The 22626-nt window shown below is 57.0% G+C and carries 22 protein-coding genes and 1 pseudogene; 22 read left to right on the top strand and 1 reads right to left on the bottom strand.

Annotated features, from left to right (window positions below; translation table 11 throughout):
- From QZ487_RS11440 to QZ487_RS11355, 18 genes and pseudogenes are all read left to right on the top strand, one after another.
- Positions 1–561 (top strand): annotated as a pseudogene (locus QZ487_RS11440) (NADH-quinone oxidoreductase subunit D); the annotation flags it as partial.
- Positions 561–1229, top strand: coding sequence for an NADH-quinone oxidoreductase subunit NuoE (nuoE, locus tag QZ487_RS11435; RefSeq protein ID WP_285975094.1), 669 nt, complete (start codon positions 561–563; stop codon positions 1227–1229). The pseudogene QZ487_RS11440 and the gene nuoE, both read left to right, overlap by 1 nt.
- Complete coding sequence (locus QZ487_RS11430) at positions 1226–1393, top strand: hypothetical protein (RefSeq protein ID WP_285975095.1); 168 nt, start codon at positions 1226–1228, stop codon at positions 1391–1393. Before nuoE ends, QZ487_RS11430 begins: the two co-directional genes overlap by 4 nt.
- Positions 1390–1572 (top strand): hypothetical protein, encoded by a 183-nt coding sequence (locus QZ487_RS11425; RefSeq protein WP_296025307.1) that lies wholly within the window; start codon positions 1390–1392, stop codon positions 1570–1572. Before QZ487_RS11430 ends, QZ487_RS11425 begins: the two co-directional genes overlap by 4 nt.
- Positions 1559–1723: a hypothetical protein gene (locus tag QZ487_RS11420; protein WP_285975097.1), complete on the top strand. Its 165-nt coding sequence runs from the start codon at positions 1559–1561 to the stop codon at positions 1721–1723. Before QZ487_RS11425 ends, QZ487_RS11420 begins: the two co-directional genes overlap by 14 nt.
- Complete coding sequence (nuoF, locus tag QZ487_RS11415) at positions 1713–3005, top strand: NADH-quinone oxidoreductase subunit NuoF (protein ID WP_285975098.1); 1293 nt, start codon at positions 1713–1715, stop codon at positions 3003–3005. The genes QZ487_RS11420 and nuoF overlap by 11 nt, the downstream gene beginning before the upstream one ends.
- A complete protein-coding gene (gene nuoG / locus QZ487_RS11410) occupies positions 3005–5020 on the top strand; it encodes an NADH-quinone oxidoreductase subunit NuoG (RefSeq protein ID WP_296025302.1) in 2016 nt (671 codons plus the stop codon). Before nuoF ends, nuoG begins: the two co-directional genes overlap by 1 nt.
- Positions 5017–6066, top strand: a complete 1050-nt coding sequence (nuoH, locus tag QZ487_RS11405; protein ID WP_296025300.1) for an NADH-quinone oxidoreductase subunit NuoH — start codon at positions 5017–5019, stop codon at positions 6064–6066. The genes nuoG and nuoH overlap by 4 nt, the downstream gene beginning before the upstream one ends.
- Positions 6063–6551, top strand: a complete 489-nt coding sequence (gene nuoI / locus QZ487_RS11400) for an NADH-quinone oxidoreductase subunit NuoI (protein ID WP_285975101.1) — start codon at positions 6063–6065, stop codon at positions 6549–6551. Before nuoH ends, nuoI begins: the two co-directional genes overlap by 4 nt.
- Positions 6552–6578: 27 nt before the next feature.
- Positions 6579–7202 (top strand): NADH-quinone oxidoreductase subunit J, encoded by a 624-nt coding sequence (locus QZ487_RS11395; protein WP_296025297.1) that lies wholly within the window; start codon positions 6579–6581, stop codon positions 7200–7202.
- Positions 7199–7504, top strand: coding sequence for an NADH-quinone oxidoreductase subunit NuoK (gene nuoK / locus QZ487_RS11390; protein ID WP_285975103.1), 306 nt, complete (start codon positions 7199–7201; stop codon positions 7502–7504). Before QZ487_RS11395 ends, nuoK begins: the two co-directional genes overlap by 4 nt.
- A 6-nt stretch (positions 7505–7510) precedes the next feature.
- Complete coding sequence (gene nuoL / locus QZ487_RS11385) at positions 7511–9517, top strand: NADH-quinone oxidoreductase subunit L (RefSeq protein ID WP_296025294.1); 2007 nt, start codon at positions 7511–7513, stop codon at positions 9515–9517.
- A complete protein-coding gene (locus tag QZ487_RS11380) occupies positions 9517–11073 on the top strand; it encodes an NADH-quinone oxidoreductase subunit M (protein ID WP_285975105.1) in 1557 nt (518 codons plus the stop codon). Before nuoL ends, QZ487_RS11380 begins: the two co-directional genes overlap by 1 nt.
- Positions 11073–12536 carry an NADH-quinone oxidoreductase subunit NuoN gene (gene nuoN, locus QZ487_RS11375; RefSeq protein ID WP_296025291.1) on the top strand — a complete coding sequence of 488 codons (1464 nt, stop codon included), beginning with the start codon at positions 11073–11075 and terminating at the stop codon, positions 12534–12536. Before QZ487_RS11380 ends, nuoN begins: the two co-directional genes overlap by 1 nt.
- The gene (locus tag QZ487_RS11370) at positions 12533–13243 is read left to right on the top strand and encodes a biotin--[acetyl-CoA-carboxylase] ligase (RefSeq protein ID WP_285975107.1); all 711 of its coding nucleotides are present in this window, start codon (positions 12533–12535) and stop codon (positions 13241–13243) included. Before nuoN ends, QZ487_RS11370 begins: the two co-directional genes overlap by 4 nt.
- A 9-nt stretch (positions 13244–13252) precedes the next feature.
- Positions 13253–14029: a type III pantothenate kinase gene (locus QZ487_RS11365; protein WP_285975108.1), complete on the top strand. Its 777-nt coding sequence runs from the start codon at positions 13253–13255 to the stop codon at positions 14027–14029.
- Positions 14026–15681: a ribonuclease J gene (locus QZ487_RS11360; protein ID WP_296025288.1), complete on the top strand. Its 1656-nt coding sequence runs from the start codon at positions 14026–14028 to the stop codon at positions 15679–15681. The genes QZ487_RS11365 and QZ487_RS11360 overlap by 4 nt, the downstream gene beginning before the upstream one ends.
- A complete protein-coding gene (locus QZ487_RS11355; protein WP_285975110.1) occupies positions 15681–15959 on the top strand; it encodes a DUF1467 family protein in 279 nt (92 codons plus the stop codon). Before QZ487_RS11360 ends, QZ487_RS11355 begins: the two co-directional genes overlap by 1 nt.
- 16 nt (positions 15960–15975) lie before the next feature.
- On the opposite strand, the gene QZ487_RS11350 is transcribed toward QZ487_RS11355, so the two are convergent.
- Positions 15976–18543 carry an ATPase gene (locus QZ487_RS11350; protein ID WP_285975111.1) on the bottom strand — a complete coding sequence of 856 codons (2568 nt, stop codon included), beginning with the start codon at positions 18541–18543 and terminating at the stop codon, positions 15976–15978.
- A gap of 127 nt (positions 18544–18670) precedes the next feature.
- Here QZ487_RS11350 and QZ487_RS11345 point away from each other — a divergent pair, with 127 nt between their 5' ends.
- From QZ487_RS11345 to QZ487_RS11330, 4 genes are all read left to right on the top strand, one after another.
- Complete coding sequence (locus QZ487_RS11345) at positions 18671–19006, top strand: Hpt domain-containing protein (protein WP_296025285.1); 336 nt, start codon at positions 18671–18673, stop codon at positions 19004–19006.
- A gap of 66 nt (positions 19007–19072) precedes the next feature.
- The gene (locus QZ487_RS11340; RefSeq protein ID WP_296025283.1) at positions 19073–20254 is read left to right on the top strand and encodes a hypothetical protein; all 1182 of its coding nucleotides are present in this window, start codon (positions 19073–19075) and stop codon (positions 20252–20254) included.
- 35 nt (positions 20255–20289) lie between these two features.
- Positions 20290–21234, top strand: coding sequence for a hypothetical protein (locus QZ487_RS11335; RefSeq protein WP_296025282.1), 945 nt, complete (start codon positions 20290–20292; stop codon positions 21232–21234).
- Positions 21235–21240: 6 nt separating this feature from the next.
- On the top strand, positions 21241–22623 hold the full coding sequence (locus tag QZ487_RS11330) for a HAMP domain-containing sensor histidine kinase (RefSeq protein ID WP_296025279.1): 1383 nt from the start codon (positions 21241–21243) through the stop codon (positions 22621–22623).
- Positions 22624–22626 lie beyond the last annotated feature (3 nt).

Below are 22626 nucleotides of genomic sequence, written 5' to 3'. Positions count from 1 at the left end.
GTCAGCCGCGAAGACGCTATTGCCTGGGGCTTTAGCGGCCCGATGATCCGCGCGGCGGGTGTGCCGTGGGATCTACGCAAGTCGCAGCCGTATGATGTCTATGACCGGATGGAATTCGACATTCCCGTCGGCACCAATTCGGATTGCTATGACCGCTTCATGGTGCGCGTGAAGGAGATTTACGAAAGCGCCAAGATCATCAAGCAATGTCTCGCAGATATGCCCGAGGGGCCGATTGCGAGCGATGACGGCAAGGTTTCACCGCCGAAGCGCGGCGAGATGAAGCAATCGATGGAAGCGCTTATCCACCACTTCAAGCTCTATACAGAGGGCTTCCATGTGCCCGAAGGCGAAGTTTATGTCGCGACCGAAAGCCCGAAGGGCGAGTTCGGCGTTTATCTCGTCAGCGATGGCACTAATCGGCCATACCGCTGCAAGATCCGCCCGACGGCATTCTCGCACCTGCAGGCAATGGACTTCATGAGCAAGGGCCACATGCTGCCTGACGCGACCGCCATTCTCGGCGCAATCGATGTCGTATTCGGGGAGTGTGACCGCTAATGGCTGACCGTACTCCCGCACCCGACAACCCCGAACTGCGTGAGCGCTGGGGCAATTTCTCTTTCACCGACGCAAACCGCAAGAAAGCTGATTGGCACATCGCGAAGTATCCGGAAGGTCGCCAGAAATCGGCGGTGATGCCGCTGCTCGATCTGGCTCAGCGTCAGGTTGGCGAAGAAACCGATACGCAGGGCTGGCTGCCGCTGCCGGTGATCGAATATGTCGCCGACTATCTCGACATGCCGGTGATCCGCGTGCTCGAAGTCGCGACCTTTTACTTCATGTACAATATGAAGCCGGTCGGCAAATATCACGTGCAGGTTTGCGGCACGACGCCGTGCATGCTGCGTGGCTCGGATGGCCTGTTCGAGACCTGCAAGAAACGCGGCATGAAGAAGGGCCAAGTGTCCAAAGATGGCCTTTGGACGCTAACCGAGGTTGAATGCATGGGCAATTGCGCGACCGCGCCAATGGTCCAGATCAATGATGACAATTACGAAGATTTGACGCCAGAGCGTCTCGATGCGGTGCTCGATGCGCTGGCCAAGGGTGAGCAGCCCAAAACTGGCACGCAAGAACCCGGCCGCCACACGTCAGAGCCTGCGAACGCCCTAAGTAATCTGAAAGAGATGGTCACCGAGAACCACGATTACAGGGGGGATTGGTGATCAGTAAGTACATTACACCCGTGTTGGCAGTGATTGTCGGCATGTTGGCCAGTTTTGGCCTGCAGGAAGCGGGTATTGAATCGCTTTGGGCCAAGGTTACTGGCGTTGTTGTCGCTATCGTCGCGTTCTTTGTGATCGGGTACATAAGGGCATCTCGGGCATGAACGGGGCTGTTCTGACATTGATGATCGCTGGTCTCGTCGGCTTTGGTGCGGGCGCGTATCTCGCCGCGACTGGCAGCCGCGAAGTAGGTATCATCCTGATGGGCGGCGGACTGTTGTTTCAAGTGCTGACGCTGCGCCAGCTGCGCGCGGCCAAGAAGGGTGCCCATGATGATCGGTAAGTCTAAGCGCATGGAGAAGGCAGGCGGACCGGCTATGGTTATCCTTGGCGCTGTATTCATGGGGACATCTCAGGTCGCTTTGGGCGCGGCGTTTCTCGCGATTGGGGCCGCACTGATCACTAAACAGAAGAAGACTGACGATGCTGGCTGATAAGGATCGCATCTTTACCAATGTCTACGGGTTCCAGCCGTGGAACCTGCCTGCTGCGCAAAAGCGCGGCGATTGGGACAATACGAAGAAACTGCTCGAGCGCGGGCAAGAAGCAATCATCGAGGAAATCAAGGACTCCGGCCTGCGCGGTCGGGGCGGGGCGGGTTTCCCTACCGGCCTCAAATGGTCCTTCATGCCGAAGGAAAGCAAGGACGGTCGTCCGAGCTTCCTCGTCATCAATGCTGACGAATCCGAGCCGGGTTCGTGCAAAGACCGCGAGATCATCCGCCACGATCCGCACAAGCTGATCGAAGGCGCGCTGGTTGCCGGTTTCGCCATGCGCGCGCGTGCGGCGTACATTTACATTCGCGGCGAGTATATCCGCGAAGCCGAAACGCTGCAGGCGGCGGTTGACGAAGCCTATGACGCGGGCCTTATCGGCAAAAACGCCAGCGGCTCTGGCTATGACTTCGATGTATTCATGCATCGCGGTGCGGGCGCCTATATCTGCGGTGAAGAAACCGCGATGATCGAAAGCCTTGAGGGCAAGAAGGGTCAACCGCGCCTGAAGCCGCCATTCCCGGCAGGCGCAGGCCTCTATGGCTGCCCGACCACGGTCAACAATGTCGAAAGCATTGCTGTAGTGCCCACGATCCTGCGTCGCGGCGCAAGCTGGTTCAACAGCTTCGGGCGCGAGAACAACAAAGGCACCAAGCTGTTCCAGATCAGCGGGCATGTCGAAAGGCCCTGCGTGGTCGAAGAAGCGATGAGCATTCCGTTCAAGGAGCTGATTGAGAAGCATTGCGGCGGCATCACTGGCGGTTGGGACAATTTGCTGGCGGTGATTCCGGGTGGTTCCTCGGTCCCATTGGTTCCTGCGAAGGAAATTATGGACGCACCGATGGACTTTGACGGTTTGCGTGAACTTGGCTCCGGCTTGGGTACGGCCGCCGTTATCGTCATGGACAAATCGACCGATATCGTCGGTGCGATCAGCCGCTTGAGCTATTTCTACAAGCACGAAAGCTGCGGCCAGTGCACCCCGTGTCGCGAGGGCACAGGCTGGATGTGGCGGATGATGGAGCGCCTGCGCACCGGCGATGCAGCGATCGAGGAAATCGATATGCTGCAGCAGGTCACCAAACAGGTTGAAGGCCACACCATCTGCGCGCTGGGCGATGCAGCGGCATGGCCGATCCAGGGTCTGATCCGCCATTTCCGCCCAGAGCTGGAGCGCCGGATCCACGAGCATAATGCGAAGTTCCAGGAGGCCGCTGAGTAATGCCTAAGGTCACCGTAGACGGACAGGAAATCGAGGTTCCCGCGGGCACGACTGTGCTGCAGGCGTGCGAGATGGCGGGCAAGGAAATACCGCGCTTCTGTTACCACGAACGTTTAAGTATCGCCGGTAACTGCCGGATGTGCTTGGTGGAAGTGAAGCCCGGGCCGCCCAAGCCGCAGGCCTCTTGCGCGCTGCCGACCGGCGAAGGTCAGGAAATCCGCACGGATACACCGATGGTGAAGACCGCGCGCGAAGGCGTGATGGAGTTCCTGCTTATCAATCACCCGCTCGATTGCCCGATTTGCGATCAGGGCGGCGAATGCGATTTGCAAGATCAGGCGGTGGCCTATGGCAGGGGTGGTTCGCGCTACGAAGAAAACAAGCGCGCCGTCACCGAGAAGTATATGGGGCCATTGATCAAGACGATCATGACCCGCTGCATTCACTGCACCCGCTGTGTGCGTTTCAGCGAGGAAATCGCGGGCGTGGACGAGATCGGCGCCCTCTATCGCGGCGAGGATATGCAGATCACCACCTATCTGGAGCAGGCGGCGGCGCATGAAATGAGCGCCAATGTGATCGACCTGTGCCCGGTGGGTGCGCTCACATCGCGTCCCTATGCGTTTGAAGCGCGCCCGTGGGAGCTGAAGAAGACGCTCAGCATCGACGTTTCTGACGCCGTTGGCGCGAATATCCGGATCGACAGCCGTGGCCGCGAAGTGATGCGCGCACTTCCGCGTATCAATGACGACGTCAATGAAGAATGGATTTCGGACAAGGCACGCTATCAGGTCGATGGCCTGACCAAGCGGCGCTTGGACAAGGTCTTCATGCGCAAACGTGGCGGTTTGAAGCCTGCGACGTGGGAAGAGGCCTTCAAAGCGATCGCCAAGCAGCTCAAAGGCGCGAAGTCGTCCATCGCGGCTGTCGCAGGCGACATGGTCGATTGTGAGACGATGTTTGCGGCGAAATCGCTGCTGAAAGCTTGCGGTTCGACCCTGGTCGAAGGTCGCCAGACTGGCATGGACTATGACGTGTCGAACCTTGCGGCAGTCAATTTCAATTCAACGCTGGCCGGTATCGAAACGGCCGACGCAATCCTGATCGTGGGCAGCCACGTGCGCTGGGAAGCGCCATCGGTGAATGTTCGCTTGCGCAAGGCGGTGAAGAACGGCGCGAAGGTCTATGTGATCGGCCCAGAGTGGGAGACGACGTTCCACGCCACCTTCCTGGGCGCGGACCTCTCTGTGCTGTCGAACCTGCCGAGCGATCTGGTCGAGCATTTCCACGAGGCAGAACGTCCCGCAATCATCATGGGCGGCGCGGCGCTGGCGAGGGGTGCGCTCCATGCGGGCCTCGCGGCTGCTGAGCAGTTGAAGGTCGTTCGCGAGGGCTGGAACGGTTTCAACGTGCTGCACTTCTCTGCTGCACGCATGGGCGGGCTGATGCTCGGCTTTGCGCAAAAGGGCGGCATGAAGGACATTGCAGCGGCTTCGCCCAAGGTGATCCTGTCGCTCGGCGCGGACGAGATGAATTTCGAGCCTTATGCGGACAGCCTGAAGGTCTATATCGGGCACCACGGTGACAAGGGCGCGCATGCGGCCGACATCATCCTGCCCGCGGCGAGCTACGTAGAGAAAGATGGCACCTACGTTAACACAGAGGGCCGGGTGCAGTTCGCAGAGAAAGCCGTGTTCGCGCCGGGTGATGCGCGCGAAGACTGGACAATTCTGCGCGCATTGGCCGATGCGCTAGGCGTTAATGTCGGCTTTGACAGCGTTGGCGAATTGCAAAGCGTAATGATCGCCGAAGTGCCTGCGCTGGGCGAAGAAGGCTTGGCCGATTACGGCACGCTACCTGCTGCGCCATCCGGCGCGAAGGTCGAAGGCGTGATCGAGGCCTATCCGATCAAGGATTTCTACCTGACCAACCCGATCGCCCGCGCGAGCGCGGTGATGCAGCGATGCTCGGCAGAACTGCTTCACGGTGATGAACTGAAGGAAGCGGCAGAGTGACCGAATTCTTCCAATCCCTCGGCATGAGCTACGAATGGGCGTGGTTCGTTGCCACGGTCAGCGGTATTCTGCTGATCGCATTCCCGGTGATGCTCGCGGTGGCGATGATCATCTATATGGACCGTAAGGTGCTGGGCGCAGTCATGATGCGGCGCGGGCCCAATGTGGTCGGCCCGTTCGGCCTGCTGCAGAGTTTTGCAGATGGCCTGAAGGTATTCCTGCAGGAAACCATCATCCCCAGCGCCGCGAACAAGGGCATTTTCCTGCTCGCGCCGATCGTGACCTTTACCGTCGCGCTCGCCGCATGGGCGGTGATTCCGTTCGACGCACATATGGTGCTGGCAGACATCAATGTCGGCCTACTCTACATTCTCGCGATCAGTTCGCTGGGTGTTTACGGCGTGGTGATGGCGGGCTGGGCATCGAACTCGAAATATCCGTTCTTCTCCGCAATGCGCGCCGCTGCACAGATGATCAGCTACGAAGTTTCGATCGGCTTCATCCTGGTCTGCGTGGTTCTGTGGGCGGGCACATTCAACTTGAACGGTATTATCGAGGCACAGCGCGGACACGGCCTCGGCTTCGTCAACGGGTTCTTCTTTAACCCGCTGCTGTTCCCGATGTTCGTGGTGTTCTTCATCAGCTGTCTGGCGGAAACCGCACGCGCACCGTTTGACCTGACCGAGGCCGAGTCAGAGCTCGTCGCCGGTTTCCAGACCGAATACAGCTCTATGAGCTTCGCGCTGTTCTGGCTTGGCGAATATGCCAACATCCTGTTGATGTGCATGCTCTGCGCGATCCTGTTCATGGGTGGCTGGCTGCCGCCGGTTGAGTGGGCGCCGCTCTATGCGGTGCCAGGCATCATCTGGCTGCTGGGCAAGACCCTGCTCTTCTTCTTCCTGTTCAGCTGGATTTGGGCTACCGTTCCGCGCTTCCGCTATGACCAATTGATGCGTCTGGGCTGGAAAGTCTTCCTGCCGATGAGCCTGATCTTTGTTGCGGTCATTTCCGGCTACCTCATGGCTACGGGGCATTTTGTAAAATGAGCACCGTCACACATCTCATCAAAAGTTTTACCCTTTGGGAATTCCTGAAGGCGCATGCGCTGACGCTGAAGTATTTCTTCAAGCCTAAGTTCACGATCAACTATCCGTTCGAGAAGAACGCGCTTTCTCCGCGTTTCCGCGGGGAGCATGCGCTACGCCGTTATCCCAATGGCGAGGAACGCTGCATCGCGTGCAAGCTGTGCGAAGCGGTATGCCCGGCGCAAGCGATCACCATCGAGAGCGAGCCGCGTGACGATGGCAGCCGCCGCACCACGCGCTATGACATCGACATGACGAAATGCATCTACTGCGGCTTCTGTCAGGAAGCCTGCCCGGTGGATGCGATCGTTGAAGGTCCGAACTTCGAATACGCCACCGAAACACGTGAGGAGCTGCTCTACGACAAGGCGAAGCTGCTGGCCAACGGGGACAAGTGGGAACGTGCAATTGCCGCGAACCTTGAAGCCGATGCGCCGTATCGCTAACCGCCGCCGCGAAGAGAAACAGGGGTCATGATACAAACCTTAGCCTTTTACCTGTTCGCAGGTTTGATGATCGGCAGCGCGCTGCTGGTGATCACCGCACGCAATCCGGTGCACTCCGTGCTCTGGCTCATCCTCGCATTCTTCAATGGTGCGGGCTTGATGGTGCTGGTGGGTGCTGAATTTATCGCGATGCTGCTGGTGATTGTTTACGTTGGCGCAGTGGCGGTGCTTTTCCTGTTCGTGGTGATGATGCTCAACATCGATTTCGCCGCTATGAGGGCGGGTTTCATCAACAACTTCCCGCTTGGCCTGCTCGTCGCGCTGATCCTTTTTGCAGAGCTGTTCATCGGGATCGTGGCTTACAATGCAGGCGGGCTGGAGCTGGGAACGCCCAATGGCACTGCTGCACAGCCGCTGGGCATGAGCAATATCGAGGCGATCGGCGCGCTGCTATATGGCCGTTATATTTTCCTGTTCGAAGTGGCGGGCATCATCCTGCTCGTGGCAATGATCGGCGCTATTGTGCTGACCCATCGTAAGCGTCCGGACAACGCCCGCGCGCGACAAGATATCGGCAAGCAAATCCGCCGTCGTCCCGAAGATGCGACAGTCATGAAGAACCCTGAAACGGGCAAGGGGGTCGAGCTGTGATCGGCATCGAGCATTATATCACCGTCAGCGCGATCCTGTTTGTGCTGGGCGTGATGGGCATTTTTATCAATCGCAAGAATGTGATCGTCATCCTGATGTCGGTCGAGCTGATCCTGCTTGCAGTGAATATCAACTTGGTTGGTTTCAGCGCTTTCATGAATGATCTGGTGGGTCAGATCTTCGCGATGTTCGTGCTGACCGTCGCTGCTGCAGAAGCGGCTATCGGACTGGCGATTTTGGTCATCTATTTCCGTAACCGCGGCACTATCGCGGTCGACGATGCGACGCAGATGAAGGGATAAGACCAAGTGCATCCGATCCTTCTCATCGTATTCCTGCCCTTGCTCGCGGCTATCGTCGCGGGGCTGGGTAATCGCATGCTTGGCAATACAATTGCCAAGTCGCTGACCACAGGCGCGCTTTTCATCAGCTGTATCCTAAGCTGGCCGATCTTCGTCGGCTTTCTTACTGGCAGCATGGAGGCGAGCGTCGTTCCAGTCCTGAAATGGGTGGAGAGCGGCACGCTATCGTTTGACTGGGCTCTGCGTGTTGATGCGTTGACTGCGGTCATGCTGGTGGTGATCACCACGGTATCTGCACTCGTTCACCTGTATAGCTGGGGCTATATGGAGGAAGACCCGGATCAGCCGCGCTTCTTCGCGTACCTTTCGCTGTTCACCTTCGCGATGTTGATGCTGGTAACGGCGGACAACCTCGTTCAGATGTTCTTCGGTTGGGAAGGGGTTGGCCTCGCATCCTATCTGCTGATCGGTTTCTGGTTCAAGAAACCCAGCGCCAATGCCGCCGCGATCAAGGCCTTTGTCGTCAACCGCGTGGGCGACCTTGGCTTTATGCTCGGCATTTTCGGAACGTGGTTGGTGTTTCAGACCACGTCGATCCCGGAAATCCTCGCGGTAGCCCCCGGAATGACCGGTTCGACCATCGGGTTCTTGGGCTACCGGATGCACACGATGGATATTCTGTGCGTGCTATTGTTCATCGGTGCGATGGGTAAATCCGCGCAGCTGGGTCTGCACACTTGGTTGCCGGACGCAATGGAAGGTCCGACGCCGGTTTCTGCGTTGATCCACGCCGCGACCATGGTAACCGCGGGCGTATTCATGGTGTGCCGCCTTTCGCCGATGTTCGAAGCAGCCCCAGTGGCGCTCAGCATGGTGATCTTCGTCGGCGCCGCGACATGTTTCTTCGCGGCCACTATCGGCACCACGCAGTGGGACATCAAGCGGGTGATCGCGTACTCGACCTGCTCTCAGTTGGGCTACATGTTCTTTGCAGCGGGTGTGGGCGCCTATGGCGCGGCTATGTTCCACCTGTTCACGCACGCGTTCTTCAAGGCACTGCTGTTCCTCGGTGCAGGCTCCGTGATCCACGCGATGCATCACGAGCAGGACATGCGCTATTACGGTGGCCTTCGTAAGAAGATCCCGCTCACATTCTATGCAATGATGGCCGGCACGCTCGCGATCACCGGCGTGGGTGTATTGGGCGTCTTTGGTTTCGCAGGTTTCTATTCGAAAGATGCGATTCTCGAGGCGGCATTTGCGCGCGGCACCGATATGGCAATGTTCGCTTTCTGGGCTGGCGCTGTGGCAGCACTGTTGACCAGCTTCTACAGCTGGCGCCTGGTGTTCCTGACCTTCTACGGCAAGCCGCGCTGGATCGAGAGCGAGCATATTCAGCACTCAGTGCACAAGACACCGGAAGAGGCAGGTGAGGACACGACAGGCGGCTATCACCCGCATGAAAGCCCGATTTCGATGCTGATCCCGCTGGGTGTGTTGACCGTGGGCGCAATCTTCGCTGGCTACGTCTTCAAATATCCGTTCATCGATGGGTCTGCTGAAGCTGTGAACGGCGCGTTCTGGGGGGGCTCGATCTATTTCAACGAGAACCTTATCCATGCGCTGCACGCCGTACCGACATGGGTGAAGCTGACCGCGACATTCGTGATGATAGTGGGCTTTGTCACAGCATGGTTCGCTTACATCAAAGACACATCAATCCCGGGCAAGTTCGTGGAGCAATTCCGCGTCATTCACCGCTTCGTTTACAACAAGTGGTACTTTGACGAGCTCTATCATCTCGTCTTCGTGAAACCGGCTTTCTGGCTTGGCCGCATCTTCTGGAAGAAGGGCGATGAAGGCACGATCGACCGCTTCGGTCCGAACGGTGCCGCATGGCTGGTTCAGCGTGGCGCTCTCGTCGCGAAGAAGGTGCAGTCCGGTTATCTCAATAGCTACGCGCTGATCATGCTGCTCGGCCTGGTCGCGGCAATTACATGGGTCCTGTTCTGATGGAAGGCTTTCCAATCCTTTCCGCAATGCTGCTGGTCCCGTTGATTGCGGGTATCGCGTGTTTCTTTCTTGAGGCGCAGGCGGCGCGCATGACTGCGTTGGTCGCGACGCTGGTCAATCTGGCGCTCGGCATTGTGCTGTGGGTCAACTACGACATCGGTGGCGCGCAGTGGCAGTTTACCGAAACCGCGCCGTTGTTCGCGGGCTTCGAATACGCGCTTGGAATTGATGGTATCGCGCTGATGCTGATCATGCTCAGCGTATTACTTATGCCGATCTGTATCCTTGCCAGTTGGGAGGCGATCCAGAAGCGCGTTGGAGAGTACATGGCTGCGTTCCTGATCATGGAAGTCCTGATGATCGGCGTCTTTGCCGCGCAGGACATGTTCCTGTTCTACATCTTCTTTGAAGCTGGCCTGATCCCGATGTATCTGATCATCGGCGTGTGGGGCGGGGACAACCGCATTTACGCGAGCTATAAATTCTTCCTCTACACTTTGCTCGGCTCGGTACTGATGCTGATCGCAATGTTCTGGATGGTGAACACTGCGGGCACGTCGGACATTCCGACATTGATGCAGTATGACTTCGATCCGAAGGCACAATTCTGGCTGTTTCTGGCCTTCTTCGCCAGCTTTGCAGTCAAGATGCCGATGTGGCCGGTGCACACCTGGCTGCCCGATGCGCACGTTCAGGCGCCGACTGCCGGTTCAGTCATTCTGGCGGGCGTTTTGTTGAAGCTTGGCGGATATGGCTTCATCCGGTTCAGCCTGCCGATGTTCCCGGAAGCAAGCGCACAACTGGCGTGGTTGATCTTCGCACTGTCGATGATTGCCGTGGTGGTGACCAGCCTGATTGCGCTGGTTCAGCACGATATGAAAAAGCTGATTGCCTATTCCTCAGTCGCGCACATGGCGATCGTGACAGCCAGCTTGTTTGCGTTCAACGTGCAAGGGCTGGAAGGCGCGATGATGATCATGCTCGGCCACGGTCTTGTCTCTGGCGCGCTGTTCCTCTGCGTGGGTGTTATCTACGACCGTCTGCATACGCGCGAGATTTCGCGTTACGGCGGCCTCAGCATCAACATGCCGTATTACGCGCTTTTCTTCCTGCTGTTCACGATGGCTAGCATCGGCTTGCCGGGAACCAGCAACTTTGTCGGCGAATTCCTTGCGCTGGCAGGGATCTACAAGATTTCGACCTGGGTCGCCTTTGTGTGCACCACGGGCATCATTCTGGGCGCAGGCTATATGCTGTATCTGTATCGCCGTGTTGCTTTCGGCGAGCAAAAAAACGCCGATGCCGCCTCCATGCTTGATCTGGACAAGCGTGAATGGATCATGCTCGCACCGATCGCTGCGGCCGTGCTGTGGATGGGTGTGTACCCTGAAAGCTTCCTTGCACCTATGCGGCAGGATATTGCGGCGCTTGAAGCCCGCCTTGCGCGCGCGGCCCCAGAAGGAGATAGCCAGCTAGTGATTGGCCAGCCGACCGGCGTGATCGCCAATGAAATGTCGCATGACAGCGAAGAACACGGAACGGAGGGAGCCCACTAATGGACTTTGCAGCCTCCTTTGCGTTGATCGCACCTGAGCTTGTGCTGACCGGTACTGGCATGATCTTGCTGCTGATTGCGGCATGGGGCGGTGACAAGCGCGCGCAGCTCAATACCTATTTGGCATGCCTCGGTTTGTTTGCTGCCGGCATATTGCTGGTTCCGACCTTGCACGATGGCCTTATGGGGCCGGACACCCACGCCTTTGGCGATCTGATGCGAGCAGATGCATTCTCCGCATTTGCCAAGTCGCTAATCTATCTCGGCGCGATAGGGTGCCTGTTGGTGGCTCCGGCCTACTTCAATCGCCACAACGCCATGCGCGCTGAATATCCGGTCCTGATCGCGTTCGCGGCGCTGGGAATGAGCATCATGGTTTCCGCTGGTGATTTCCTGACGCTGTACCTTGGCTTGGAACTCAACAGCCTTGCCGCATACGTTCTTGCATCAATCCTGCGCAATGATGACAAATCAGCCGAAGCGGGCCTGAAGTATTTCGTACTTGGCGCTCTGGCATCGGGCATCCTTCTTTACGGCATGAGCTTGCTCTATGGCTTTACCGGCAGCACCAGCTTTGTTGGCGTGTCTGCCGCACTGTCTGGCGATCTCTCGACTGGAGCATTGTTCGGTATCGTATTCGTGCTGGTGGGCCTTGCATTCAAGATATCCGCCGTTCCGTTCCACATGTGGACACCAGATGTTTATGAAGGCGCTCCAACCCCGGTTACGGCCTTCTTCGCGACAGCACCCAAGGTTGCTGCGGTTGCTTTGACCGCACGCGTCGCGCTGGAAGTATTCGGCGCTCAAGTTGATGCATGGCGTCAGATCGTGATTTTCATTGCCTTGGCTTCGATCGTGGTCGGTGCGCTGGGTGCGATCGGACAGGAAAGCATCAAGCGCCTGCTCGCGTTCAGTTCGATCAACAATGTCGGCTTTATCTTGATCGGATTGGCCGCCGCGACGACGCAGGGTGCATCGGCAATGATGGTCTATCTGTGGATATACATGGCCATGTCATTGGGCAGCTTTGTTGCTGTCCTAATGCTGAAGGATGCTGCGGGCACTTCGGTTGAGAGTATATCCGGAATGGCGGGCATGGTGCGTGAGCAACCGCTGCTGAGCTGGAGCATTTTTTTCCTGATGCTGAGCCTGGCCGGCATTCCGCCGCTGTTCGGTTTCTGGGGCAAGTTTGTGGTTTTCCAGGCCGCGGTGGAGGCGGATCTGATCTGGCTTGCTGCAATCGGCATTGCGGCCAGCGTGATCGGCGCGTTCTATTACCTTAAGGTGTGCAAGATCATCATGTTTGATGACTCTGCGGGCCTTGTTACGGGCAAGAACGAAAAAACGCATTGGGCGGTGCTGGGCATCACTTCGCTTATCATTTCGCCGCTCGGTTATCTGCTAACGCCATCGCTGGGCGATCTGGCTGATAAAGCGGCAAGCGCGCTGTTCCTTGCCTCTTGATCCATTTCGTAGACGAAACCGGCTCCACCAATGCTGATCTGCTCGCGGGCTTGAGCGCGGGTGAGGCGCTGCGCGAAGGTGACTGGCTGGCTGCGCGCCGTCAGGTTTCAGGCCGCGGCAGGCAAGGGCGGAAATGGTTTGACGGTGCGGGCAATTTCATGGGCTCTACCATTGTGCGCCCGGCAGAAAGCGATCCGCCCGCGCACACTCTCGCGTTGTTGAGCGGCCTCGCGGTCTACGAGGCTTTGCTGCCATTTTGCCCCGATCCGTCCGCACTGACGCTGAAATGGCCGAATGACCTATTGCTTCGCGGTGCAAAGCTGTGCGGGATATTGCTTGAATCGCAAGCCAACACGGTGGTGGTGGGAATAGGTGTGAATCTGCGCGCAGCACCAGACCTGCCGGATCGCAGGACGATCAGCCTGTCGGAAGTCACCGCTACGCCGGAGTTAGAGGATTTCGCGGATCGCCTCGCCAAGTCATTCGCCGTTGAACTGGAGCGGTGGCGCAGTCACGGTCTGGAGCTTTTGATACGTCGTTGGCAGGCGGCCGGCCATCCAAAGGGCACTCTGCTAACAGTTCATGATCCCTCTGGTGACAGGGTCACGGGTGAATTCGCAGGATTGGATGCTAGTGGTTCCTTGCTGTTGCGTGACAGCGATGGCAAGACCCACACTGTCCACGCCGGTGACGTGAATTTGGATTAGGAGTTCGCAATGCTGCTTGCAGCTGATGTCGGAAACACGAATGTCGTTTTTGCGCTTTTTGAAGGGCGTGAGATCAAGGCACGCTGGCGCATTGCGACAGACCCTCGCCGCACAGGAGATGAGTATGCAGTGTGGCTGCTGCAATTGCTCGAGATCGAAGGCGTAAAGCGTGAAGAGATCACGCAGATCATTTACGCATCAGTTGTCCCGCGCGCGAACCACAACCTTAATGTACTGTCGGAGAAGTATTTCGGCATAACGCCATTGATTGCCGGGCAAGGGGCCGCTGAATGGCCCTTCGCCATTGATGTTGATCAACCCAGTTCACTTGGGGCGGATAGGGCGCTCAATATATTGGCCGCGCATGACAAATATGACGGCGATCTGATCGTGGTTGATTTTGGCACTGCAACCAAATTCGAAGCGATTGATTTCAATGGCACTTACAAGGGCGGAATCATCGCACCGGGCATCAACCTGTCGCTTGATGCGCTGGTCGGCAAGACCGCGAAACTGCCGCGCATCGCAATCCGCGCGCCTGACGATGACAGCGTGATCGGGCGCAATACAGAGGATCAGATGCTAATTGGCATCTTTTGGGCGCATGTCGCCATGATGGAAGGATTGATCGCACGCATGCAGGCAGAGATCGGCCGCCCGGCCAAGATTGTAGCCACCGGTGGGCTCGCGATCCTGTTTGATGAGAAAACCGATATCTTTGACTATGTCGATGCTGATCTGACTATTCAGGGGCTCGCAATTCTGGCGGAGCATGCCACCTCGTGAAGAAAGACTTCACACCGGAAAAAGAGCTGCTCTTCCTCGCGCTTGGCGGATCGGGTGAGATTGGCATGAATGTCAATCTCTACGGTTGCGACGGCAAGTGGCTGATGGTGGATCTGGGGATGACATTCTCAGGCGATGTCTATCCTGGTGTTGATCTGGTTTTCGCTGATCTGGAATTCATCGAAGAGCGCGCGAAAGACCTGCTCGGGATTGTCCTGACTCATGGACATGAGGATCATATCGGCGCTGTGCCGTATTTTGCGGCTGAATTGGGCGTGCCGCTCTACGCAACGCCATTCACCGCAGAGCTGGTGCGGCGCAAGTTGGAAGAAGCGGGGCTTTCCAAGGAGGTTGATCTGTTCATCGTTGAGGAAGATCACGGCGAATTCAACCTCGGCCCGTTCGATATCACTTACATTCCTCTCGCACACTCGATTGCCGAGGGAAATGCGCTGAAAATTGACACGCCCTATGGACGCATCTTCCACACAGGTGACTGGAAGCTAGACGAAGAGCCGATCATCGGAGAGCCGACCACAGAGGAAGAGCTGTGCGAAATCGGCGAGGAAGGTGTACTCGCGCTGGTTTGCGACAGCACCAATGTCTTCAATCCCAAAGCCAGCGGCTCGGAAGGTGCGGTGCACCGCAGTCTGATGGAAGAAGTTGCCAAGCACAGCGGTAAGCGCGTGATGGTGACCACCTTCGCGTCCAATGTCGCCCGATTGCAGACTTTAGGCGAGGTGGCGCGCGAAACGGGCCGGCAGCTGTGCGTAGCTGGGCGCTCGCTTGATCGGATTATCAGCGTCGCACAAGAGAACGGGTATCTACAGGATTTTCCTGAACCAATCGATTTTGATACGGCGATGGGCTTGCCGCGCGGCCAGGTGCTGATCATCGCAACCGGTGGGCAGGGCGAACCGCGTGCGGCGCTGGCGAGGGTAGCTGAAGGCAATCACCCGCTAGAGCTGGCGCCTGGTGACGTGATCCTGTTCTCCAGCCGGCAAATCCCAGGAAACGAGATCGCCATTGGGCGAGTGATGAACCAACTGGCTGATCGCGGGATCGTAATGGTCACGGATCGCCAAAGCGCAATCCACGTTTCTGGTCACCCCGGAAGACCGGAGCTCGAAGCGCTCTACGATTGGCTCAAACCCGAAATTCTGGTTCCGGTTCACGGCGAAATCAGGCACATGCATGAGCAAGCGAGACTTGGCCACGCCAAGGGCATATTGGCCAATATCGTTCAGAAGAATGGCGATATCGTGCGCCTTGCCCCGGGCTATCCCGGCAAAATTGCCGAAGTGCGGGCAGGGCGGCTTGTTTTGGATGGCGATATCATTGCGCCTGCTGATGGTGAGGCGATCACAATGCGCCGTCGCATTGCGCGTGAAGGCATGCTGTTTGTTGTACTCGATCAGCACCGCAACCCGACCATCGAAGCGGTTGGACTTCCGCTCGAAGAGGATCTGGAAGACTTCGTTGCAGAAGCTGTTTCGGACGTTCGCGATGCTTTGAAGCGGCTGCGCGGTCAGGTGAGCCGCGACCCCGCTGCCGTTTACGAAGCCGCGCGTCTTGCAGCCCGGCGCGCGGCTCAACGCTGGTCTGGTAAAAAGCCCCAGGTTCGTGTGCTAATGCTTGAGGAACAAGATTGATGGAATGGACGTCGGTCGTTGCAATTTATGCCTTGTTCTGGGTGATGACGGCATTCGTCATGCTGCCATTCGGCATCAAAACTCATGATGAAGCCGGATTGCCCAAGATTCCCGGGCAGGCCGATAGCGCGCCTGTTGGCTTCCGCCCGGGACGCCACGCGTTGCAGGCAACAGTAATCGCAGCAGCATCGACTACAATTTACGTGGCCAATTATGTCTATGGCTGGGTGACTGTTGATGCTCTCAATATCTTCCCGGATCCACCAAGCCAACGTTAAGCGAAATGTGGCCGGTTTAATCCCGCAAACGCTCTATCGACTGTGCAAGGGCAACGTATAGCTTTCCGATATCCGAACTTAGCAGGGTAACTCCCAGGGCATTACCATCGCGAGTTGAAAGCACATTGCGCAGCATGCTTTCAAAGTCATGGATGTAACGGCTTACATGCTCGCGGAAGTCATGATCGGCTTCGAAAAGCTCTACGACTTCCCGCGCTTCTATATTGCTTACCAAGCGCACAGATTTTCGGGCGAAAACCCCACGATCACCCTTCAGATATGCGGCCCATGCGGTGTCGCTAACGTCTTGCGACAGGCCTTTTGCGATATCGATGGCGTTGGAATTGAGGCTCTCGGTGATCAATGCCATCCGGCGCGCAAAATCATTATCCACCTTCTCGCCCGCATGCTCTCGTGCACGGGCCACGCGTTCTTCCAGATTGCTAACCAATTCATTCACCTTGACCAGCTGATCGCGCAGGCTGGCTGTGGTCGCTTGGACATGCTCATTCGCACGCGTTGAGGCTTCCTCAAGTCGCTCGACCGCAGCATCTCCTTCCGTGCGAAGGCTACGTTCGATTGCAGCACTTGCTTTCGCGCCGATTTCTCCGGCCAAGTTTTCCAGCCGCTCGCCGGATCCACTTTCGATTGCAGCAAACGCGCTCCGCGCGGCCTTCTCAAGCTCGGCGATGGCCGATTGCAGATTTTCGCTCGCTCGAGCGCTGACACGGTCGCTTTCTTCGCCCAAGGCACCCAAAGCGCGACGAAGGTTTGAAATTTGGGTCAGGCTCTCACTGGAGTTATCAGCAAGCTTGTCGTTCAACGACGTGATTTGTTCATCGGCACGATTCAAGCCCTCGCTCGCTGAAATCACATAGTCTGACAGTCCCGCGCTTCGATCATGCGCGGCATCAACGCTTTGCCGAAGTGCAACTGCTTGCTGTTCAATTTGATTGAGTTTGTCACTAGCCTTGCCGACTGCAGCGGGCAGAGTTTCTCTGGCCTCGCGCGCACTTGACTGAATGATTTCCAGCAGCCGAACACCGGATTCGGTCAGTTCTCCGATTGTCTTCCCGCTTGCATTCAGATCGCTGCGAAGCGTTGAAACGTGCTCGCCAAAACCAACGGTGCCCGCGTCGAGTACATCCTGTGTGGCTTCCGCTTGTTCTGCCATGGCGGCAAGCAGTGTGTTAAGCTCTTCAAGTTTGGTGGTTACGTCAGCCCCGTATGACACCAGTCTCTCGAGGCGCTCGTTCTGTGCCTCACTGCGTTCTGCCAGCATTTCATCAAGATCAGTCAGGCGCTGGGCCAGCACTTCGCTGGCCTGAGTTTCACGGGTTTCAAAACCGTGTTGTCTCCGGGCCATCTCTTCTTCGAAGCGGGCATTTCGTGCCGCAATCCGGTCATCAAATTCGCTTGCTTCAATATGAAGCGCCTTGACGCGATCTCGTGAGGCATTGATTGCCTGTTGATCCAATTGGTCCAACCGCGAGACAACCTCGGCAATTTCCTCTTGAAATTCCGATTTTCTGGCGCGCAATTTGTCCAAAGCATCGTCTTGAGACCGCGCGAAAGAGGATGTTACTTCTTCGCTGCCTTCACGCAGAGTATCCAACCGCATCTGCAAATGGCCGATTTGTGCAGTTTCCTGATCCGCGAGTTCCTCAGCCATGCTTATGACCGACTGGCGCAGATCATCCGAACGCCTGCGCATCGCTGCCAACGCATCAACCTCGCGACCCTCCAGCTCAACACGGAAGGCATCTGACTGCTCTTGCAGGCCGGCAAACCGTGCTTCGGCGGCATGTTCAATGCTATCAAGCTGTGTCGCAAAGCCAGCCAAGGTAGTTTCGATCTTGCCTGACAGCGCGCTTAGCTGACGTTCGCTAGCCTTGCCAAACTCATTGAGACGCTCAAATCCGGAAACCAGGTGTTCCAACTGTTCATGCGCCGTTCGTCCGGCTTGCCCAACCTGATTGGATACATCACGTGCCGAATTGGCAATGACCGGAAGATCATCGCGCAATTTAGACATATTTGTCAGCGCAGTATCGCTGACACTTGCGATGGCCTCGACCTGAGCGCCATTGCTCTTGATGAGAGACTGGAGTTCGCTCGCATGGGTTGAAATCCGTTCGCTTGCGATCCTGCCGAGAGAATCAAGTTCGCGCGATTGGCTACCAAGAAATTCGCGCGCAAGAGACAGCTCGCGGTTCACAGCCCCCAAACGATCTTCCAGCGCTTGAGATTCCTGGCGCAGCATCTGCGCCGTGTCGCCAAAGCGCTGCGCCTCGCGGCGACTGTTGCGCATTGAAAGCAGCCAGAAGATCGAGATCAGCAGCATCGGGACAGCCCAATTGATGATCCAACCGATCCACTGCTGTGAGGTACCCCCTGTGATTATGTCGTTGCGGAACGCCCAGGCAAAGAAGCCAGTCCATGTGAGCATCGCAATAACGGCGGTCATGGGGACAAGCCGATCGATCCAGCGGGTGCGTGGAGCGGGTTCGAACTCTTCCCCTTCGGAAATCCATTCCTCCTCCAGTACAATCGGCTCTTCAGCCACATTTTCTGCTGAATCCACAGGTGCTTCCTGCACCGTCTCTTGGCCTACGGCCTTGATTTGCCACTTTCCCGTCATTTGGGGAATCTAGCCGATTTTCGGAAAGGATAAACCCTGCTTTAACCCTTTCTCGGATATCTGCTGAAATATGGCTTATGAAAGTGGATCACTGGATGCGACCCTTGCAGCAGCTACGGGGCAGGATATCGGCCTTTTGGCCGAGCTGCGCACTGCGCTGGTCGAAAGCGCAGACAAGCAACTGGATCTGCTCAAGCGTTCACGTTGCGACGGCAATTGGCAGGTCGCAGCCATGCGTTTGAAGGGTCTTGCCGCCAGTTTCCACGCAGAAACGCTGTTTGATGCAGCGGAAGAAGCGTTGACCTGTGCGCCGGGTGATCCTGTAGTCACACGGCGGATCGAAGCTGCCATTGCCGCGTTGCGCGGGCATGACCCGGCGCCATTCGGAATTAACCGACAATCCTAATCGCGTGCTTGGCAGAGCGATGCTTTAGCGCTTAACAAAGGCTATCCGAACTGGGGGCCTATTACATTGCGCACAGCACTGATCTCTTGTCTTGAGACATTGCCGGATGGCAAGCGCCGCGGGTTTGCCCGATTAGGCGGACGTATGTTGCTGTCGTGGCAGATAGACATGGCGCACGATCTGGGCTGCGAGCGGTTTATCTGCCTGACAGATGCGAAGCTTGAGGCGTTTGAAGAACTCAAGGATCAAATTCAGCAGTTTGGTGGAGAATTTCACACAATATCGGGACCATTGCCGTTGGTGTCGTTGCTGTCTGCGGATCAGGAACTCATGGTCATTGCGGATGGATTGATTGCCGACCGGGCTCAAGTGGCTGCCTTGCTGACGGGCCAGCGTGGCGTGCTGGTTTTACCAGATACCGCAGGCATCGAGGCTGGATTTGAGCGGATTGACGCGGCGCATGCATGGGGAGGAATTTTTGTTGCGCGGGGCCAGATTGTAGAACAACTCGCGCACATGCCTGAAGACAGCGACACCGTTTCGCTATTGTTGCGGCTTGCCTTGCAATCCGCGGTTAAACTGGTCCCGCTCGATGCATCCCACCTCGAAACGGGCGAATGGCTTTTGCTCCGCGAAGGCTCCAAGCTAGCGGAACGAGAGCAATCGCTTCTTAAAAGCAGTGCGGAACGAGTTTCCTGGTGGGAGCCCACCAGGGCAATGAGTCGCAGAATTGCGCGCTTCCTGGCGCCTGACGGGCTGGATCACGGTTCATTAATCTTTGGCGCGCTAAGCGCCGTCAGTTTCGCAGCAGCGGCTGTTGCGACCTTTTTTAATGTAATGCCGTGGGCGTTATTGTTTTTGGCGCTTTCCATTCTTGCATCTGAAACCCGCGAAGGGATGCTTAGAATGAAGAACTTGCTTCGCGGTGCCGTGCCAAAATCCACGCGTAAGTGGTTTGGTTTATTGAAGGATTTTTTTTTGATTGGTGCCCTTTCCTGGCCGTTCATTGTGGCCGAGGCTGCCACAGAGTTATTCCTGCCAGTTCTGGCCATCGGAATGTTGCGATTGGGCGAAAGAACCTGGAAGGCACCGCTGTCACGCTTACTGACTGACCGGGGAATCTTCGCACTGTTCATGGCGGGAATCAGTGCTTTTCACCTGGTCGATCTTGGATTAGGCGGTATATCCCTCGTGATCCTGGCTTTGTCGCTGTATTTCCAACGCGAATCTCAGATAACGGAGGCTTAACCAAACCGTGCTATACGCGAGCGATGAGCAATACTGTGACCCACGCAGACGAAACCCAAGCGGCAGTGGCCGACTTGCGCCATGAGTTGGCGCGAGCGGACGTTGCGGTTGCAGGCGTTGCGCCGGTGCTCAGTCATTTGCTCTCATCGAGCGGTCAAGCCCTGGTGAGCGAAGATCTTGTTGCGCGGATGCGCGGCATGCTTGGGAACCTGGCAATCCAGATACTGCGCACCGAAGCCGAAGTTTCTGGTGGCTCCCGCCAACTTGAGCTGTCAGTCACGGACGAGCTGGCCGGCAAGCTGGCGGGCAGCAGCACTCTGGTCAGCCATTGCTACGCCATTGCCATGGAAAGCCAATTGGCCGAGCAATTGGAACAAACCCATGGGATTGATCAGGTTCTTACACCTTTGCTGCAAGAGCTCATCGCGTCACCGGATGAGAACATGGCCGAGCTAGCCATGGGAGCAATGACGGCGCAGGCGCGATTTGTTCAAGTTCAACGCCGGATGAATTTGCCGCTTGCTGAACTTCCGGCAGAGCTCTTTCATGTCACTCTCGCTCAATGGTCTGCAATGCGTGGAGATGCCGAATCCATACAGAGGGAACGCGTCTTACAGGTTCTGCGTGGCGGCTATGACGAGAGCAGTTCGCGTTTAGGAATGCTAACACGACTGATCGGTTCGCTGGGGCATGGATTGCGTTCCGCAATCGATCTGGAGCATGCCGGATTTGCACTTTTCGTGAGCGGTCTTGCCCGCGCATCGAAGCAATCGCGCGAATTGGCTGTGCTGTCATGTCATGAACGCCAGGCCACACGACTGGCCTTGGCGCTGCGCGCTGCCGGCTTGAAACCAGAGGAAATGCGCAAGCAGTTTCTCTTGATCCAGAGCGATTTGGCCATGCCAAGAGGCGCAGATGCCATCTCGCAGGAAAGAGCTCTGTCGTTGATTGCCGGCACCCCTGCTGACAGGGTAGGGTAAGCCTCCGTGGAAACCCCAGATACTCTTCTGGCTGCTCGCGGCGTCACCGATCACGAGGATCGTTTGCTTTCAGCGGATCAGCCCTTGGCTGAATTGCAGCAGCGATGTGGCGGTGCGGTGCCAGGCAAGCTCGCCATTCCAGAACTGCTTGAGCTGGTCCAACAAGGCCGCGCCATGGGATTGCGTTTGGCTCGCGAATTCAGTGCGTCAGATGGTGATGGGCGCATCACCGGCTATGTCCGGATTCGTCCGTCTGGCGATGAAGCAGGCGGCGGCTGCGAAATACTGATTGAAAATTGGCGCCGCGAAACCGTTGGCGGTGAAGACGACCGGGAAGCAGCTTCGCGTCAGGATGCGATTGACCGAGCGACAGCGGAATTTTCCGCGCGTCTCGACGGCAAGCAGCGGCTTCTTGCGGGCGAGGGGGACGCACCGGACCTGGCCCAGCTGTTTGGCAAGACGCGCAAAGCGTCCGGCAAAATCTGGACAGAATATGTCACTCTGGTCGATATCGCTTATAAGCAACCGCTTCACTGGCGTTTGCTTGACGGTGCGAAGTGCAAGGTTGAGGGATCGCCGCGCAATTGGTTTGCACGTCTGATCCCCGTTGGCAGTGATCAGATCATTCCAAGAGGTTTCGAGTTGCTTTTGGTGGCCGAACAACCGCTGATTGAAGCTGAGAAGCCTGGAGAGCAAAGCGGCAGCTCTCAACTGGTTGGGAATGCTCTAGCGCCTGCGCTGCGGCAGCCAGTCGCTCGCATCATTGCCAACGCAGACAAGATTCGCGGCCGTCTGGCTGGACCGATTCGTCAGGAGTATGCTGAATACGCGAGTGATATCGCATCCGCTGGACGTCATCTGGCAGCTTTGCTCGATGATCTCAATGATCTGGAAGCGGTAGAATCTCCCAATTTCAAGGTTGTGTCACAAGACCTTAATCTTGAGGATGTCGCGCATCAGGCGATCAAGATGCTGCATGCCAGAGCACAAGCGAAGTCGATCGAATTGGTCGGACCGGAAATTGGCGAGAGAGTAAGCGCACGCGGCGACGCGAAACGCATATTGCAGGTGGTGCTCAATTTGATGGGCAATGCGATCAACTATTCGCCTGAAGGCAGCACTGTGACAGTTGCGGTTTCCAAGGTTGGATCCAGCAAGGCCAGTATAGCCGTTTCAGACGAAGGCCCCGGTCTGTCGCCTGGACAGCTGGAGCGTGTGTTCGCCAAGTTTGAACGTCTGGGACGTTCCGGCGACGGTGGATCAGGCTTGGGCCTCTACATTTCCCGGCGTTTGGCGGAGGCAATGTCAGGATCTCTCGACGTGAAAAGCACGCCCGGAATAGGCGCAATTTTCACGCTAGAGCTACCAGCTGGTAAAAAGGCAATCTGAATC

This window comes from uncultured Altererythrobacter sp. (assembly GCF_913057185.1).
Taxonomy (GTDB): domain Bacteria; phylum Pseudomonadota; class Alphaproteobacteria; order Sphingomonadales; family Sphingomonadaceae; genus Erythrobacter; species Erythrobacter rubellus.
Note: the sequence above shows the minus strand (reverse complement) of the source record. Positions and strands in the feature narration are given on the sequence as shown.

Coding starts and splice junctions, on each gene's coding strand:
- nuoE (WP_285975094.1), top strand. CDS start 561: ATGGCTGACCGTACTCCCGCACCCGACAACCCCGAACTGCGTGAGCGC.
- QZ487_RS11425 (WP_296025307.1), top strand. CDS start 1,390: ATGAACGGGGCTGTTCTGACATTGATGATCGCTGGTCTCGTCGGCTTT.
- QZ487_RS11420 (WP_285975097.1), top strand. CDS start 1,559: ATGATGATCGGTAAGTCTAAGCGCATGGAGAAGGCAGGCGGACCGGCT.
- nuoF (WP_285975098.1), top strand. CDS start 1,713: ATGCTGGCTGATAAGGATCGCATCTTTACCAATGTCTACGGGTTCCAG.
- nuoG (WP_296025302.1), top strand. CDS start 3,005: ATGCCTAAGGTCACCGTAGACGGACAGGAAATCGAGGTTCCCGCGGGC.
- nuoI (WP_285975101.1), top strand. CDS start 6,063: ATGAGCACCGTCACACATCTCATCAAAAGTTTTACCCTTTGGGAATTC.
- QZ487_RS11395 (WP_296025297.1), top strand. CDS start 6,579: ATGATACAAACCTTAGCCTTTTACCTGTTCGCAGGTTTGATGATCGGC.
- QZ487_RS11380 (WP_285975105.1), top strand. CDS start 9,517: ATGGAAGGCTTTCCAATCCTTTCCGCAATGCTGCTGGTCCCGTTGATT.
- nuoN (WP_296025291.1), top strand. CDS start 11,073: ATGGACTTTGCAGCCTCCTTTGCGTTGATCGCACCTGAGCTTGTGCTG.
- QZ487_RS11365 (WP_285975108.1), top strand. CDS start 13,253: ATGCTGCTTGCAGCTGATGTCGGAAACACGAATGTCGTTTTTGCGCTT.
- QZ487_RS11355 (WP_285975110.1), top strand. CDS start 15,681: ATGGAATGGACGTCGGTCGTTGCAATTTATGCCTTGTTCTGGGTGATG.
- QZ487_RS11345 (WP_296025285.1), top strand. CDS start 18,671: ATGGCTTATGAAAGTGGATCACTGGATGCGACCCTTGCAGCAGCTACG.